Raw genomic sequence first — 15,820 nt, 5'->3', positions numbered from 1 at the left:
CAACCGTGCGGCATGATGGGGCGCATGGGGACCGAGGGGGGCAACGTCCGGGTGGTCGGCGGCCGTTACCGGCTGGAGGCCAGGATCGGGCGGGGCGGCATGGGGGTCGTCTGGCGGGCCTCCGACACATTGCTCGCGCGACAGGTCGCTGTCAAGGAACTCGGGGTCGACGAGACGCTCTCCGAGGACGAGGCGCGCCAGCAGCGCGAGCGGATGCTGCGCGAGGCGCGGGCCGTCGCCCGGCTGCGGCACCCGAACATCATCGTCGTGCACGACGTGGTGCTGCACGACGAACACCCCTGCATCGTCATGGAGTTGATCGGCGGCGGCTCGCTCGCCGACCGGACGGCCCGGGACGGGCCCGTCGACGCCGTCGAGGCCGCGCGGATCGGGCTCGCGCTGCTCGCCGCGCTGCGGGTGGCGCACGCCGCCGGGGTGCTGCACCGCGACCTCAAGCCCGCGAACGTCCTGCTGGAGCCGGGCACCGGCCGCGTCGTGCTCACCGACTTCGGGATCGCGCAGGTCGAGGGCGCCACCACGCTCACCGAGACCGGCGGCTTCGTCGGATCGCCGGAGTACACCGCGCCGGAGCGGATGGCGGGGGACCGGGCCGGCGCGGGCGCCGACCTGTGGTCGCTCGGGGCTCTGCTGTGTGCCGCGCTGAGCGGCGAATCCCCGTTCCGCCGCGACTCGTTGGGCGGCATCCTGCACGCCGTCGTGTACGAGGAGGTGCGCCCGCCCGCCGAGGCCGCCCCGCTGCTCCCGGTGATCCGGGGCCTGCTGGAGCGCGAGCCCGCCCGGCGGATGGGGCTCGACGAGGCCGAGCGGCTGCTGCTCGCGTACCTCGCCACGGGCACGACCCCGCGGCCCGCCCTGTCGCGGATGCCGTACGCGCCGATCCGGCGCGAGGCGCCGGGCTTGCGCGGTCGAAGGATCTCCACGCGGGTGCTGCTCGTGGCGGCGGCGCTCGTCGCGGCGCTCGCCGGGGCCGCGCTCGCCGTGGCGCTGCTCCTGGCCCACCGGGACGACAACGCTCCTTCGAGGCCGACGAGTTCGGCGCCCGGTGTGTCCCGCACCGCGACGGCGTCCCCTTCGCCCACCCCGACCGTCACCGTCACCCGGCAGGAGACCCGCACCCCCACCGCGCCGCCCGGGTACCGGACCGTGGCGGACCGGAAGGGGTTCAGCCTCGCGGTGCCGGAGGGGTTCACGCGCTCGCTCGACGGGCCGCGGGTGCTCTACACGTCGCCGGGCAGGACCTTCCGCATCGGGATCAAGGTCTCCGCGGTGCCGGCCGGCGGGCCCGGCGCGGCGCAGCGGCGGGCGGCCGCCGACGGGCCGCGCACCAACCCCGGTTACCGGGACGGGAAGGTCACCGACACCTCGCACGACGGGCACGACGCCGCGCTGTGGGAGTTCACCTGGAACGGGTTCAGTGCGGCCGAGGGGGCCCGGCACACCCTCGATCTGTGCTGGCGGGAGGGCCGCCGGATGTACGACGTGTGGGTGTCGGCGCCGGTCGGCAGAATCGATCAGGCACGCGCGTACTTCGACGCCGCCGTCGACACGTTCGCCCCATCTGCGACGGAATGACGGCAGGTGAGGCATCAGCGCGGTCACAAGTCCGTGACCTGAGTGGAACCGGGGGCGTGCCTCGCGGTAGTCATGGGTCCATGAGTGACAACGGGGGAGCCTCTTACGGCCCGAACGAACCAACCAGCTTCGGGCTGCAGCCGCCGCGGCCGGGGCCCGCGCACGTGCCGCACGAGGGGAACCCGTACGCCCGCACCACTCCGCAGCAGCAGCCCCGGCCGGAGCCCGCGCAGGCCGTGCCGCCGCAGTCGGACCCGGGCGCCGGGCGGCTGGTGGCCGGGCGCTACCGGCTGCTGAGCAAGCTCGGGCACGGCGGCATGGGCACCGTGTGGCGGGCCAAGGACGAGACGGTGGACCGTGAGGTCGCCGTCAAGGAACCCCGGGTGCCCGACCATCTGCCGGACCGGGAGCGGGCCACCGTCTTCGAGCGGATGCGGCGCGAGGCGCGGGCCGCGGCCCGGCTCGACCACCCGGCGGTGGTGAACGTCCATGACGTCGCCGTCGAGGACGGCCAGCCGTGGATCGTCATGGAGTTCGTACAGGGCCGCTCGCTCGGCGCCGCGCTCCAGGAGGGCACACTCGGCGTGCGGGACGCCGCCCGCGTCGGCCTCGAGGTGCTCGGCGCCCTGGAGGCCGCGCACGCCGCCGGGATCCTGCACCGCGACGTGAAGCCGGACAACGTCATGCTCGGCCGGCACGACCGGGTGGTCCTCACCGACTTCGGCATCGCCCAGATCGAGGGCGAGACGAACCTGACGGACACCGGCGGCTTCGTCGGCTCGCCCGAATTCATCGCGCCGGAGCGGGTGTTGGGGCAGCGGCCGGGCCCCGCCTCCGACCTGTGGTCGCTGGGCGTCGTCCTGTACGCGGCGACGGAGGGCGTCTCGCCGTTCCGCCGCACCAACACCCCCGCGACGCTCCAGTCCGTGCTGAACGCGACCCCGGCCGCGCCCGCCTCCGCGCAGGGCCCGCTGGCCGACGCCATCAACGGGCTGCTGCAGAAGGACCCGGCGCGCCGGCCGAACGCCGCGCAGGTCCGCGCCCTGCTGGAGCGCGCCGCCGAGCCGCCCGTCCAGCCGCCCACGCAGGTCGTGCGGACCGGCTCCGGCCAGGGCGGGTTCCGGCTCGGCCGCAAGGCGTCGACCGGGATCGGCGCGGGCGTCGTGGCCGCGGCGGTCGCGGCGTACCTGGTGATCGCGAACCCGTTCGCGGGGCCGCTGCCCGACGGGTGGAAGCAGCAGGATGAGGCGAAGCTGCTGGGCGCCTCGTTCGGGACGCCGGCGTCGTACGTCCGCGCCGAGGCGGACAACAGCATCGACAGGACCAGGCACTGGGTCTCGTACACCGATCCGAGCTACGCCGTCTCCATCACGCTCAACCTCAAGAAGAAGTCCGAGGACTCGCTGAACGAGATCGCCAGCTCGGCGAGCGCGCAGGCCAACAAGGACTCGGAGGAGATCAACAAGGGCGACGCCACCGGCATGGCGGACAAGCCGGAGCCGACGAGCAGGACCGCCGAGACCACGTACCGGGACAAGGCCTCCGCCGAGAACACGATCACCTACGTCGACGACTCGGACTCCGACGCCGTCAAGCCGCGCGAGGCCAAGGTCTTCTACTTCAAGACCTCGAAGGGCGACATGTACCAGCTCTGGATCGACTATCCGGCCAAGGGCGACTTCACCGAGCGCGGACGCGAGGTCGCGGAGACCGCCGTCGCCAACCTGGACATCGAGAACCTCTGAAGTGAGCGGTCACGGGGGAACGGACACCGGAGCGGGCCGTCTGGTGGGCGGCCGGTACCGGCTCGTCGAGCGGATCGGCGCCGGCGGCATGGGCACCGTGTGGCGTGCCGTCGACGAACTCGTCGGGCGGGACGTCGCGGTGAAGCAGCCGCGGCTGCCCGGCGACCCGCACGGCGAGTCCCAGCGGCGCGCCTACGCGCGGCTGCACCGGGAGGCACGGGCCGCGGCGCGGGTCGAGCACCCGTCCGCGGTCGCCATTCACGACGTGGTCCTGGAGGACCAACTGCCGTGGATCGTCATGGAGCTGGTGCGGGGCGAGTCGCTGCACGAGGTGCTCAAGCGCGGCCCGCTGGCCCCGCAGGAAGCGGCCCGCATCGGGCTCGCCGTCCTCGGCGCGCTGCGGGCCGCGCACGCCAAGGGCATCGTGCACCGCGACGTGAAACCGGCGAACGTGCTGCTCGGCCCGCACGGCCGGGTCGTGCTCACCGACTTCGGCATCGCGCACATCCAGGGCGAGGAGTCGCTCACGGTCAGCGGCGAGTTCGTCGGCTCGCTGGAGTGCATCGCGCCCGAGCGGATGTCGGGCGACGGCGCCGGACCGGCAAGTGACCTGTGGTCGCTGGGGGTTCTGCTGTACGCGGCCGTGGAGGGCTGGTCGCCGTTCCGCCGTACGACGCTGGAGTCCACGCTCGCCGCGATCCTCTCCGCCGATCCGCCCGTGCCCGAACGGGCGGGCGCGCTGCGGCCGTTGATCGACCGGCTGCTGGTCAAGGACCCGGCGGGGCGGCCGGACGCGGCGGTGGCCGAGGCGGGGCTCGACGCCGCGGTGTCCGGGCGGCCGCTGCCCGAACCGTTCGGCGACGTGCCCGCGCAGGACCCCGCCGGGCTGCGGGAAATGGGCGACGACGTGGGCACGGTGCGGCTCACCGGGCGTCCGGGGACCGGGACCGTCGCGGAACCCGAGGGCGGCGCGGAGTCGGGGGCGAAGCGGCGCGGCGCGCGGCGCGGCCCCGCCCTGGTGATCGCCGCGGTCGTCGGGGCGCTGATGGTCGGCGGCGGGGTCTGGCTCGGTACGTCGCTGAGCGAGGGGGCGGGCGGTGACCCGAGCGTCCCGCACGGCGAGGGCAAGGGCGGGAGCGAGACCTGGAGCGGCGGGGCGACGCCCACCCGGCCCGTCTCCCCGTCCGCGTCGGACGAGGGCTGGACCGTCCGCAAGGAGTCCGGGCTCCGCGCCCTGATCTCCGTCCCGGACGAACTCACCGACGTCTACCACGACCCGTCCGACGACGGCGTCCAGTACACCGACCCCAAGAGCGACGTGACGCTGAGCCTGAAGCGCTGGGCCGTCACCGCGGGCGGCTCGACGGCGCTCGCCTGGGCGACCGGCGTCGGCGACTCCTACGACGACAAGGGCTACAGCGACATCCACCGGACGGTCACCAGGACCAGCTTCCACGGCAAGGACGCCGCCCAGCTCGACGTCACGTTCACGAACGCGGACGGGAGCTATGTCGAGCGGGAGATGCACCTGTACGTCGTCGACGAGCACGCCCGCTACGACCTGGCCGTGAGCATGCCGAAGGGCGTGAAGGCGCACGAGAAGCAGGGCACCACGCTGTTCAAGCAGGCGCGGGATCGGATCGAACTCGGCAAAGACTTCTCCGGCGGCGAGGAGAGCAGCGGGTAGGTCGACAAAGCCGCTGATCAGCGGCTTTGCTGCCAGCGATCACTGGCGCAGTGTGTGTACTCGGTGAAAGCCGATTACTGATGGGTACCGAAAGCGTCGGCTTCGGCATACCCTCCCCCACATGACGGAGTCGCAGGCCACCCCCGAGAACGCAGAGACCGCAGCGAAGACCGGTACGAATCCGCAGGCCGCCGCCCCCGAGGGCGCGCGCACGGCTTCCGACGTGGTCACGCCCGAGCTGGTCGCCCAGCTCACCCGGGGCGTGGTCGGTTCGGGGCGGACGGCGAACCACACGCCCTTCACCGGTGAGAAGCTGGCCGACCTGCCGGAGTCGACGCCCGAGGACGTGGCGAGCGCCTTCGAGCGGGCCCGCGCCGCCCAGGAGGTCTGGGCGAAGACGCCGGCGCGGCAGCGGGCCGCCGTGCTGCTGCGCTTCCACGATCTGGTCCTCGCCCGGCAGGCCGAGGTGCTCGACCTGATCCAGCTGGAGACCGGCAAGGCCCGCCTGCACGCCCACGAGGAGGTGCAGGCCGTTGCCGTCGCGGCCCGGCACTACGGCCGCAAGGCCCCCGCGTACCTGAAGCCCAAGCGGCACACCGGCGCCGTCCCGACGCTCACCAAGGTGACCGAGCTGCGCCAGCCGCGCGGCGTCGTCGGCCAGATCGCGCCCTGGAACTACCCGCTGGAGCTGTCCGTCGGCGACGCGCTCCCCGCCTTCGTCGCGGGTAACGCCGTCGTCATGAAGCCCGACACGGAGACCTGCCTGACCGCCCTGTGGGCGCGGGACCTGCTCATCGAGGCGGGGCTGCCCGCCGAGGTCTTCCAGGTCGTCCTCGGCGAAGGCCCGGTCGTGGGGCCCGAGTTGGTCAAGCACGCCGACTACGTCTCGTTCACCGGCTCCACCCGTACGGGCCGCGAGGTCGCGCAGGGCGCCGCCGCCCGCCTGGTCGGCGTGTCCCTCGAACTCGGCGGCAAGAACGCCATGCTGGTGCTCAAGGACGCCGACGTGGAGAAGGCGGCGGCCGGCGCGGTGCGGGCCTGCTTCTCCTCGGCGGGCCAACTGTGCATCTCCATCGAGCGGTTGTATGTCCACGAGTCGGTCGCCGACGCCTTCGTGGCGCGGTTCGCCGCCCGCACCAAGGCGATGCGGCTCGGCAAGTCCCTCGCGTACGGCGCCGACATGGGCTCGCTCGTGGGCGAGCGGCAGCTGACGACCGTGTCCCGGCACGTCGAGGAGGCCGTCGCGAAGGGCGCCACGCTCGTCGCCGGTGGTGTCGCGCGCCCCGACATCGGCCCGTACTTCTTCGAGCCGACCATCCTGGACGGGGTGGAGGCGCCGATGGCGGTCTGCACCGAGGAGACCTTCGGCCCGGTCGTGTCCATCTACCGCTTCAGCGACGAGGACGAGGTCATCGCGCTGGCCAACTCGACGCCGTACGGACTCAATTCGTCGGTGTGGACGAAGGACGCCAAGCGCGGCCACGAGGTCGCGGCCCGGCTGCGCACCGGCACCGTGAACATCAACGAGGGCTACGCGCCCGCGTACGGCAGCGTGCAGGCGCCCATGGGCGGCATGAAGGAGTCCGGGCTCGGCCGCCGCCACGGCTCCGAGGGCATCCTCAAGTACACCGAGGCGCAGACGGTGGCGCACCAGCGGGTGATGCCGATGGCGCCGTCGTTCGGGATGGACGACGAGAAGTACGCGAAGTTCATGTCCACCAGCCTGAGCGTGATGAAGAAGTTCCGGCTGCGCTAGGAGCGCGGGGAACCGCGCGACCAGCCACCCACAGCCCGCACACGCACACAGGGAGAACCATCAATGGCGATGGGCGAAGACGGCCCCGCGTACGACTACGACGTCCTGGTCATCGGCTCCGGGTTCGGCGGCAGCGTCACCGCTCTGCGCCTGACCGAGAAGGGCTACCGGGTCGGCGTCCTGGAGGCGGGCCGCCGGTTCGCGCCGGGCACGCTGCCCAAGAACTCCTGGGACGTGAAGAACTATCTGTGGGCGCCCCGGCTCGGCATGTACGGGATCCAGCGCATCCACCTGCTGGGCAACGTCATGGTCCTGGCCGGTGCCGGGGTCGGCGGCGGCTCGCTGAACTACGCCAACACCCTCTACGTACCGCCGAAGCCCTTCTTCGAGGACCCGCAGTGGAAGGACATCACGGACTGGGAGGAGGAGCTGAAGCCGTACTACGACCAGGCGCGGCGCATGCTGGGCGTGCGGCTCAACCCGACGATGACCCCGGCCGACGTCCATCTGAAGGCGGCCGCCCAGTCCATGGGCATCGGCGACACCTTCCACATGGCGCCGGTCGGCGTCTTCTTCGGCGACGGTGACGACGCCGACGGGACCACCAGGGCCCGGCCGGGACAGCAGGTCGAGGACCCGTACTTCGGGGGCGCGGGCCCGGCGCGCAAGGCGTGCACCGAGTGCGGCGAGTGCATGACGGGCTGCCGGCACGGCGCGAAGAACACCCTCAACGAGAACTATCTGTACCTCGCCGAGAAGGCGGGCGCGGTCGTCCACCCGATGACGACCGTGGTCTCCGTGACCGACGACTCGCAGGGCGGGTACGCGGTCTCGACGCTGCCCACCGACAAGAAGAAGTCGGCCGGGCGCGTCTTCACGGCCGGCAAGGTCGTCGTCGCGGCGGGCACGTACGGCACGCAGACGCTGCTGCACCGGATGAAGGCCAGTGGCCAACTCCCGTATCTGTCCAAGCGGCTGGGGGAGCTGACCCGCACCAACTCCGAGGCTCTGGTGGGTGCGCAGACGACCGACCGGCGCTACCGCAAGCGGCACGGCACCGCGAAGGCCGACTTCACCAAGGGTGTCGCGATCACCTCGTCGATCCACCCGGACGCGGACACGCACATCGAGCCGGTCCGCTACGGCAAGGGCTCGAACGCGATGGGCGGCATGTCCATCCTCCAAGTGCCGTACGCGGAGGGCTCGTCCAGGGTCGCCGGGTGGCTGGCGAACGTGGCCAAGCACCCGACGCTGCTGGCCCGCTCGCTGTCCAACCGCCGCTGGTCGGAGCGGACCATCATCGGCCTGGTCATGCAGTCCCTGGACAACTCGCTGACCACGTACCTGAAGCCGGACGGTGTCGGCAAGGGGCTGCTCACCGCCGAGCAGGGGCACGGCGCCCCCAACCCCAAGCAGATCGAGGCGGCCTCGCGCGGCGCGTCCGCGATCGCCGCCGAGATCAACGGCTTCGCGGGGTCGAACGTCGGCGAGCTGATGGGCACCCCGCTGACCGCGCACTTCCTCGGCGGCTGCCCCATCGGCGACAGCGCCGAGACCGGTGTGATCGACCCGTACCACCGGGTCTACGGCCACCCGGGCATCTCCGTCGTCGACGGCGCCGCGGTCTCCGCGAACCTGGGCGTGAACCCGTCGCTGACGATCACGGCGCAGGCCGAGCGCGCGATGTCGTACTGGCCGAACAAGGGCGAGGAGGACCCGCGTCCGGAGATCGGCACGGTGTACGCGCGGCTCGCGCCCGTCGAGCCGAAGAGCCCGGCGGTCCCGGCGGAGGCGTTCGGCGCGCTGAAGCTGCCGTTCCTGGGCATACCGGCGGTGCCGCCCAAGGAGCAGTAGCCGTACGGCAGTTGCACGCGAAAGGACCCGCACCCCCCTCCGAGTGCGGGTCCTTCTCGCGAGACGTGCGGGGCGCTTACGCCTCGTCGCTCACCGAGCGGCGACGCACGGAGTAGACGACACCGGCACCGGCGAGGACGGCGACACCGCCGACGAGGCCGACGGTCGGCAGCATCGAGTCGGCACCGGTCGAGGCGAGCGAGCCGGCGAGCGGGGTGCTGCTGGACTGCGGGGCCGGGGTGTTGCTGGGCTTCGGCTCGGGCTTGGCCGGCGGGACCTTGCCCGGCTCGCTGTCCGCGGCCAGGATCTCGAAGCGGTACTCCTGGTCCTCGGGGACGCTGAAGCCGCAGACGCCGTCCGCGTCCACGCTGGTGGCGAAGGCCATCGAGCCGCCGATCCCGGTGGGGGCCTTGGCGTCCACCTTGAGGCGCAGCTTGATGTCGGCGTGCTCGCCCGGCGCGAGGGCGCCCGCGTCGGCGAACGGCAGGTAGTCCTCGCTCTCGATGCTGGTGTCGATGTCCTTCCAGGCGGACCCGTCGAACCACTGGACGTGCACGAAGCGGGTGATCTCCGTGGTGTCCTCGTCGTAGGCGTACGCGAAGGCGTACAGCTCCGCGGAGACCGACTCGAAGGCCTTGCCGGTGTAGTTCGAGACGCGGAACGTGAAGCCGTGCCAGCCCGAGCCGGCCACGACCTTCGACGGCAGACCGCGCAGCTCGGCGAGGGTGCCGGGGCTGTCCTCGTAGTCGGTGCACTCGTCGTCGCCCGGCTCGTCGCCCGGCTCGGTCGTCTCGCTCGGCGGCGTGGTCGTGACGGCCGGCGGCGTCGTGGTCGTGTCGGTCGACGGCGAGGAGGTCTCGGGCGCCGGGACGGTCTCGGTCTCGGCCGGGGCCGGCGTGGTCGTCGGGGGCGTCTCGCCCGGCGTGGCCTCGGTGGACGACGGGGTCGTCTCCACGGCTCCGGGGGTGGTGCTCGGCGTCTCGTCCGCGAACGCGGCCGGCGCGGACAGGAGCGCGATCGGGGCAATGGCGGCCGTCGCGGCCGCCGTCACCAGTGCGCGGCGAAGCTTCATCAGGACCTCGATCGGTGCGGAGTGGAGGCCGCCGCGGTGGCGGTCGCGGGTGTGGCCGTCGGTTCTGCACATGTGACCCGTGATGGCCGGTAATGGTTGTCCGGGTTCTCACAGGATCTTTATGTGAAGTGGATCACCAGCCGGTGTGCCGATCCCCGATCGTTACGCGCGGCGGGCTTGAAGGGCTGGCAAACACCGCAGGTCCGGGCTTTGATTGCGGCTCGGTGCGACCGGATGGGCGGACGCGCCCGCGTACACATGGGGTGGGGAACGAACATGAAGTCAGGTCTGGGGCGCGTGCTGGCCGGTGTCTGTGCGACGGCGGCACTCGCGGCCACGGCGGCGTGCGGTTCGGGAGCGGACGACGCCAAGAGCGCGGACAGGCCCGCCGCGAAGGCCGCGCTGAAGCCGCTCAGTGAGGCACAGTTGAAGCAGGCCGTGATCACCGAGGCGGATGTGAAGGGCTACCGCGTCGGCGCCCTGGGCAAGGGCGACATCGCCGAGGTGAGCGTGCCCGCGAAGCCGGCCGCCTGCCAGCCGATCGCCGATCTGTTCCTGCTCGGCACCGAGCCGGACGCCGCCGCCATCGTGGCCCGGTCGGTGACCAGCCTCACCGAGACGGACGCCACGGTGATCCAGCTGGGCCTGCTCGCGCACGAGGAGGCGGACGCCAAGAAGGTGCTCGCGGGGCTGCGCACGGCGAGCGAGAAGTGCGAGGCGTACGAGCACACGGGCTACAAGTACAGCGGCGTCAAGCCCCGCAAGGCGCCCGACCTGGGCGACGAGGCCGTCTCGTACGAGATGACCGGAAAGATCGACGGCGAGACGATCCCGATGACGTACACGGTCGTGCGCACCGGCTCCACCGTCGCCTCCTTCTACGCCATGAACATCCTGGACGCGAAGCAGGCCGAGGTCCCGGGAGAGATCATCCGGGCGCAGCTGGCCAAGCTGGAGAAGTCGACCGCGAACAAAGCATCCTGACGAGACATCAGGACGATCTGCCGTATGGGCAGCGGCATGGGCGAAGGGCCCCGCAGGACGGATCTGCGGGGCCCTTCGGTGTCGGCTCCGACGTCAGGGCAGCGTCGGTGCCGCGGAGCGGCGCCGGGGGGTAGCGCCGCTGGCTCTTGTGCGGCCGTGGTGGTCGGTTCACTGGGTGAGCAGGGGACGTGACGCGCAGGTGTGGGGTTTCCTGCGCATCGTGCTCGATGCCGGGGAGGGAGGAAGCCGGGAGGCCGGCCGGCCCCGGGCGTCCCCGGGACCGACCGTTCTCTTGGGTGACCGGGCTGCTGTCCCCTGCCGTCCGGTCACTGCACTGAAGCGAGGTCCCACGACGTACGGCGTGACCGTGACGTCTCATCGCTCCAGCGAAGCCACGCGTGGTTTTGTTCGGCCCGCCCCTGGCTGGCACGGACACCGGGACCAACGAAGCCCGCGCCGACCGGTCACGCGCCGTACGGGTGAGTGCGGATTCGAACTCGGATACGGCGTCGGTCGGGCGGGGTCAGATCCGGCCCCGGCACAGTTCGAGCAGCGTCATCGCGAGCGAGGTGCCGGGCTTGCCGAGGGCGTCGCTGTAGTGGCCGAGCACCTCCATCTCGCGGGAGAGGTTCACGCGCCGCCCGCCGGAGGCGATGCGTGCCTCCTGCACGACGGCGGAGACGGCCATGCGTTCCTGGACGAGGCCGATGATCCGGTCGTCGAGGGCGTCGATGCGCTCGCGGGCGCCGGTGATCACGTCGGCGGCCTCGGGGGTGCGGGCGCCGGTCTGCTCGGTGGTGGTGGCGGTCATGGTGGGGCTCCTCACGGTCGGTGTCGGGAGCCCCGGACCGGCAGGACCCGGAAACGCCAGACGCCCCGGGCCTTGTCGGCCCGGGGCGCCTGGGAAGTCGCTTGTCAGTAGCTCAAGCAGCACCACCATGGCATCCGGCGGGCCGGCTGCCATAGGTAAAGACGAAGGTCGTCTGCGAGAACATGGCCCCGAGTATAGCGCGGCACCTTCACGCCCCTTTGGCGATCGAGGAGCGGGGTCCGGGGTCGAGCCCCGTGGCCTGAAGGGCGGCCCGGCCGAGCCGGTAGAATCACCGGTACGACCCCCTGCTAAGCCGCCGGAAGGCAACCCGTGTCATCAGCGACTTCCGCTGCCGCCGCCCCCGACACCGTCCTGGTCGTCGACTTCGGTGCGCAGTACGCCCAGCTCATCGCCCGCCGAGTCCGTGAGGCCCGGGTCTACAGCGAGATCGTCCCGTCGACCATGCCGGTCGAGGAGATGCTCGCCAAGAACCCGGCGGCGATCATCCTCTCCGGCGGCCCCTCGTCGGTCTACGCGGAGGGCGCCCCGCGCCTGGACCGCGCGATCTTCGAGGCGGGTGTCCCCGTCTTCGGTATGTGCTACGGCTTCCAGCTGATGGCGACGGCCCTCGGCGGCACCGTCGACAACACCGGCGCCCGCGAGTACGGCCGCACCCCGCTCGCCGTCTCCAAGGCCGACTCGACCCTCTTCGAGGGCACCCCGGCCGAGCAGCCGGTGTGGATGTCGCACGGCGACGCCTGCTCCGCCGCCCCCGAGGGCTTCACCGTGACCGCGTCCACCGAGGTCGTCCCGGTCGCCGCCTTCGAGAACGACGAGAAGAAGCTGTACGGGGTCCAGTACCACCCCGAGGTGATGCACTCCACGCACGGCCAGCAGGTGCTGGAGCACTTCCTGTACCGCGGCGCGGGCCTCAAGCCCGACTGGACGACCGGCAACGTGATCGAGGAGCAGGTCGCCGCGATCCGCGAGCAGGTCGGCGACAAGCGCGCCATCTGCGGTCTGTCCGGCGGCGTCGACTCGGCGGTGGCCGCGGCCCTGGTCCAGAAGGCCATCGGTTCGCAGCTGACCTGCGTGTACGTCGACCACGGCCTGATGCGCAAGGGCGAGACCGAGCAGGTCGAGAAGGACTTCGTCGCCGCTACCGGCGCGAACCTGAAGGTCGTCGACGCCAGCGAGCGGTTCCTGACCGCCCTGGCCGGGGTCTCCGACCCGGAGACCAAGCGCAAGATCATCGGCCGTGAGTTCATCCGCGTCTTCGAGCAGGCCCAGCTGGAGATCCTCCAGGAGGACGGCCCCGAGGTCGCCTTCCTCGTGCAGGGCACGCTCTACCCGGACGTCGTCGAGTCCGGCGGCGGCACCGGCACCGCGAACATCAAGTCGCACCACAACGTCGGCGGGCTCCCCGACGACATCGAGTTCCAGCTCGTCGAGCCGCTGCGCAAGCTGTTCAAGGACGAGGTCCGCATGGTCGGCGCCGAGCTGGGCCTGCCGGACGAGATCGTCCAGCGCCAGCCGTTCCCCGGCCCGGGCCTCGGTATCCGGATCGTCGGCGAGGTCACCAAGGAGCGCCTGGACCTGCTGCGCGAGGCCGACGCCATCGCCCGCGAGGAGCTGACCGCGGCCGGCCTGGACCGTGAGATCTGGCAGTGCCCGGTGGTCCTGCTCGCGGACGTCCGCTCGGTCGGCGTCCAGGGCGACGGCCGCACCTACGGCCACCCGATCGTGCTGCGCCCGGTCTCGTCCGAGGACGCCATGACGGCGGACTGGACGCGGATGCCGTACGAGGTGCTCGCGAAGATCTCGACGCGGATCACGAACGAGGTGGCGGACGTCAACCGCGTCGTGCTCGACGTGACGTCGAAGCCGCCGGGCACCATCGAGTGGGAGTAGTCCCCACAGTCCGGTGAGAGTGCCGTCCGCCTCCGGGTGGGCGGCACTTTCGCACGTCCGGGCCCGTCACGTCCGCTTCATCGTGCGTACGGCCTCGCCCGGCTTCCACACCTGCACGACGAGGTACGTGTCGTCCTCGATCGAGGTCCGGGTGACCTCGGTGGGCTCGACGCGGAACAGGTGGAAGTCGTCCGGGTCCGGCACCTGGACCTGGCCGGTGTACCGGGCGATGTCCGCCGGGTCCTCGACGAGGCGGGCGCGGCCGCTGATCCGGACGTCGCCGCCGTCCATCGTCGTGCCGTCGCCCGGGTTGGCCTGGACCGTGCAGCGCGGGTCGCGCAGCAGGTCGCGGGCCTTGAGCGAGCCCGGCATCATGCCGAGCCAGAACTCGCCGTCCAGGAAGCGCACTTCGAGCCCGGAGGTGCGGGGCGAGCCGTCCTTGCGCAGGGTCGCGAGGACATGGTGGGTGTGCCGGCCGAAGCGCTCCTCGACGGTCTTGGCGAGGTCCGGCTCGGCGGCGGTGAAGGTTGCCCAGGAGGTCACGTTCGACGTCATGCGTCGAGTGTGGCGCCCATACCCGTCATCTCCTGTCGGGTATCCACGGGCGTTTCGCCGCATTCTCTTCACAGCGGACCTCTGTCGCCTTCGCCGCCCCGGAGGTACCTTCCGCTGCATGTCGACGCAGAACCCCGCCCCGATACCTCCCGACCAGCTGCAGTTCGCGATGCCCCCGGTGCACACGAACCCGGCCGACGAGCGGCGCCACCGCAAGGAGCGGCTCGCGGGCGCCCTGCGCATCTTCGGGCGGCTCGGGTACGAGGACGGGGTGTCGGGGCACATCACCGCCCGGGACCCGGAGTTCGAGGACTGCTACTGGGTGAACCCGTTCGGGATGCCCTTCCGGCACATCACCGTCGGGGACCTCGTGCTGGCCAACGGGGACGGGCAGGTCGTCGAGGGCCGCCATCACGTCAACCAGGCCGCGTTCACGGTGCACGCCGAGGTGCACCGGGCCCGGCCCGAGCTGGTCGCCGTGGCGCACTGCCATGCCACGTACGGGCGCGCGCTGTCCGCGCTCGGCGAGCTGATCGAGCCGATCACCCAGGAGGCCTGCGCCTTCTACGAGGACCACGCGCTGCTCGACGAGTACACGGGGGTCTCCGTCGACGCGGGGGAGGGCAAGCGGATCGCCGTCGCGCTGGGCGCGTACAAGGCGCTGGTCCTGCGCAATCACGGTGTGCTGACCGTCGGCGACTCGGTGGACGCGGCGGCCTGGTGGTTCATCGCCCTGGAGCGGTGCTGCCAGGTGCAGCTCGCGGCGCGGGCGGCCGGGCGGCCCGTCCTGATCGACCGGCGGCAGGCCGTCGCGACGCGGGACCGGACGGGCGGGGACCTCGTGGCGTGGATCAACTACCAGTCCCTGTGGCAGGACATCACGCGCAGCGAGCCGGATCTGCTGGCGTAGCCGCTCGCCGGGCGCGGCTCCCCGCTACCGGAAGTCGCGCAGCACGACCCCTTTCGTCATCAGGAACTCGTCGTCCGTGAGCACGCCCTGCCGGTGCAGCTCGCCCAGCTCCCGCAGGCGGCGCAGGAGGACGTCGTGGTCCGGGTGGCGCGTCGCCGACCGCTCCGCGGTGCCCGGCGGCGTCGAGGGGTGCGGCAGGCGGGCCGTGACGGCGGCCGCGACGAGGGCCGTGAGCAGGTCCTTGCGGGCGTTGCCCCACAGGTCGAGGGCGTACGGGTCCTTCTCCGGCGGCAGTTTCGCGTACGCCGAGCCCTTCAGGACGAAGCGCAGCACCCCGTCCTCGTAACCGGAGTTGGGGACCCAGTCGACGCCGTCGAGGTCGCCGAGCGCGATGACGCGCGGGCCCGTCGCCCGCTTCACCCGGTCCGAGGTGTCGCTCCAGTCGATCCGGACCCGGCTGCCGTCGAAGGAGACGGTGCCGTCGCTGGAGCGGACGGAGACCGGGACCGCGGGGCCCGACACGAGGTACGACTCGGCGGGTCCGTCCGGGAGCTGTTCGAGCAGCAGCGCCTGGCGGATCTCCTCGGCGATGTACTCGGCGACCCCGGAGCGGTCCGCGTCGACCGCGAGCCGGTAGGGGTCGGCGGGGTCCGGGAGGCGGCCGCCGGTGGCCTGGAGCAGCGGGTCGGCGGCCTCGCGCAGGGTGAGGCGGAGCCGGCCGCGCCTGCGCTCGGGCTCGTAGGCGACTCCGGAGACGGCCGTGAGCGGCACGCTGATCTCGCCGTACGTCTGCCGCAGCAGGGCCACGGTGCGGTGCAGACCTGGGGTGATGCGGACGGTGGTCCCGTCGAAGGCCCAGGTCCCGTCACGCTGGATGATCTCGGCCATACGGAAATTCTCGCAGCGTCGTCAACACTCCGGTCAATGCGGACGAATGCCGTT

General features: G+C 72.0%; 12 protein-coding genes. 8 read left to right on the top strand and 4 right to left on the bottom strand.

From position 1 onward, the window contains the following. The first annotated feature begins 24 nt into the window (after positions 1-24). The 5 genes from ACVHNB_RS36455 (at position 25) to ACVHNB_RS36435 (ending at position 8,635) form a co-directional block, all read left to right on the top strand. On the top strand, positions 25-1,593 hold the full coding sequence (locus tag ACVHNB_RS36455; protein WP_456226818.1) for a protein kinase domain-containing protein: 1,569 nt from the start codon (positions 25-27) through the stop codon (positions 1,591-1,593). 80 nt (positions 1,594-1,673) lie between these two features. Next, positions 1,674-3,338: a serine/threonine-protein kinase gene (locus ACVHNB_RS36450; RefSeq protein WP_456226817.1), complete on the top strand. Its 1,665-nt coding sequence runs from the start codon at positions 1,674-1,676 to the stop codon at positions 3,336-3,338. A 1-nt stretch (position 3,339) separates the two neighbouring features. Further along, on the top strand, positions 3,340-5,025 hold the full coding sequence (locus ACVHNB_RS36445; RefSeq protein WP_456226816.1) for a serine/threonine-protein kinase: 1,686 nt from the start codon (positions 3,340-3,342) through the stop codon (positions 5,023-5,025). A 121-nt stretch (positions 5,026-5,146) separates the two neighbouring features. Continuing rightward, positions 5,147-6,781: a succinic semialdehyde dehydrogenase gene (locus ACVHNB_RS36440; protein ID WP_428954292.1), complete on the top strand. Its 1,635-nt coding sequence runs from the start codon at positions 5,147-5,149 to the stop codon at positions 6,779-6,781. 63 nt (positions 6,782-6,844) lie between these two features. Then, complete coding sequence (locus ACVHNB_RS36435; protein ID WP_456226815.1) at positions 6,845-8,635, top strand: GMC oxidoreductase; 1,791 nt, start codon at positions 6,845-6,847, stop codon at positions 8,633-8,635. 76 nt (positions 8,636-8,711) lie between these two features. On the opposite strand, the gene ACVHNB_RS36430 is transcribed toward ACVHNB_RS36435, so the two are convergent. Further along, on the bottom strand, positions 8,712-9,779 hold the full coding sequence (locus ACVHNB_RS36430) for an LAETG motif-containing sortase-dependent surface protein (protein ID WP_428954294.1): 1,068 nt from the start codon (positions 9,777-9,779) through the stop codon (positions 8,712-8,714). Positions 9,780-9,983: 204 nt separating this feature from the next. Here ACVHNB_RS36430 and ACVHNB_RS36425 point away from each other — a divergent pair, with 204 nt between their 5' ends. Beyond that, positions 9,984-10,691 carry a hypothetical protein gene (locus ACVHNB_RS36425; RefSeq protein WP_456226814.1) on the top strand — a complete coding sequence of 236 codons (708 nt, stop codon included), beginning with the start codon at positions 9,984-9,986 and terminating at the stop codon, positions 10,689-10,691. A gap of 523 nt (positions 10,692-11,214) precedes the next feature. Here the strand turns inward: ACVHNB_RS36425 and ACVHNB_RS36420 are convergent. Then, positions 11,215-11,502 (bottom strand): chorismate mutase, encoded by a 288-nt coding sequence (locus ACVHNB_RS36420; RefSeq protein ID WP_428954296.1) that lies wholly within the window; start codon positions 11,500-11,502, stop codon positions 11,215-11,217. Between the two features lie 330 nt (positions 11,503-11,832). Here ACVHNB_RS36420 and guaA point away from each other — a divergent pair, with 330 nt between their 5' ends. Further along, complete coding sequence (guaA, locus tag ACVHNB_RS36415; protein WP_456226813.1) at positions 11,833-13,413, top strand: glutamine-hydrolyzing GMP synthase; 1,581 nt, start codon at positions 11,833-11,835, stop codon at positions 13,411-13,413. A 66-nt stretch (positions 13,414-13,479) separates the two neighbouring features. Here the strand turns inward: guaA and ACVHNB_RS36410 are convergent, their stop codons facing one another. Further along, on the bottom strand, positions 13,480-13,968 hold the full coding sequence (locus ACVHNB_RS36410) for a pyridoxamine 5'-phosphate oxidase family protein (protein WP_456226812.1): 489 nt from the start codon (positions 13,966-13,968) through the stop codon (positions 13,480-13,482). Between the two features lie 118 nt (positions 13,969-14,086). Here ACVHNB_RS36410 and ACVHNB_RS36405 point away from each other — a divergent pair, with 118 nt between their 5' ends. Continuing rightward, a complete protein-coding gene (locus ACVHNB_RS36405; RefSeq protein WP_428954299.1) occupies positions 14,087-14,878 on the top strand; it encodes a class II aldolase/adducin family protein in 792 nt (263 codons plus the stop codon). Positions 14,879-14,902: 24 nt separating this feature from the next. On the opposite strand, the gene ACVHNB_RS36400 is transcribed toward ACVHNB_RS36405, so the two are convergent. Next, complete coding sequence (locus ACVHNB_RS36400; RefSeq protein ID WP_428954300.1) at positions 14,903-15,766, bottom strand: DUF4429 domain-containing protein; 864 nt, start codon at positions 15,764-15,766, stop codon at positions 14,903-14,905. Positions 15,767-15,820: the final 54 nt, after the last annotated feature.

The organism is Streptomyces sp. YJ-C3, assembly GCF_053891275.1.
Note: the sequence above shows the minus strand (reverse complement) of the source record. Positions and strands in the feature narration are given on the sequence as shown.

Bases quoted from the DNA above. Each gene is read 5' to 3' on its own strand.
- ACVHNB_RS36435 (WP_456226815.1), top strand. From the start codon at position 6,845: ATGGCGATGGGCGAAGACGGCCCCGCGTACGACTACGACGTCCTGGTC.
- ACVHNB_RS36440 (WP_428954292.1), top strand. From the start codon at position 5,147: ATGACGGAGTCGCAGGCCACCCCCGAGAACGCAGAGACCGCAGCGAAG.
- ACVHNB_RS36425 (WP_456226814.1), top strand. From the start codon at position 9,984: ATGAAGTCAGGTCTGGGGCGCGTGCTGGCCGGTGTCTGTGCGACGGCG.
- ACVHNB_RS36420 (WP_428954296.1), bottom strand. From the start codon at position 11,502: ATGACCGCCACCACCACCGAGCAGACCGGCGCCCGCACCCCCGAGGCC.
- ACVHNB_RS36450 (WP_456226817.1), top strand. From the start codon at position 1,674: ATGAGTGACAACGGGGGAGCCTCTTACGGCCCGAACGAACCAACCAGC.
- ACVHNB_RS36400 (WP_428954300.1), bottom strand. From the start codon at position 15,766: ATGGCCGAGATCATCCAGCGTGACGGGACCTGGGCCTTCGACGGGACC.
- ACVHNB_RS36430 (WP_428954294.1), bottom strand. From the start codon at position 9,779: ATGTGCAGAACCGACGGCCACACCCGCGACCGCCACCGCGGCGGCCTC.
- ACVHNB_RS36410 (WP_456226812.1), bottom strand. From the start codon at position 13,968: ATGACGTCGAACGTGACCTCCTGGGCAACCTTCACCGCCGCCGAGCCG.
- ACVHNB_RS36405 (WP_428954299.1), top strand. From the start codon at position 14,087: ATGTCGACGCAGAACCCCGCCCCGATACCTCCCGACCAGCTGCAGTTC.
- ACVHNB_RS36455 (WP_456226818.1), top strand. From the start codon at position 25: ATGGGGACCGAGGGGGGCAACGTCCGGGTGGTCGGCGGCCGTTACCGG.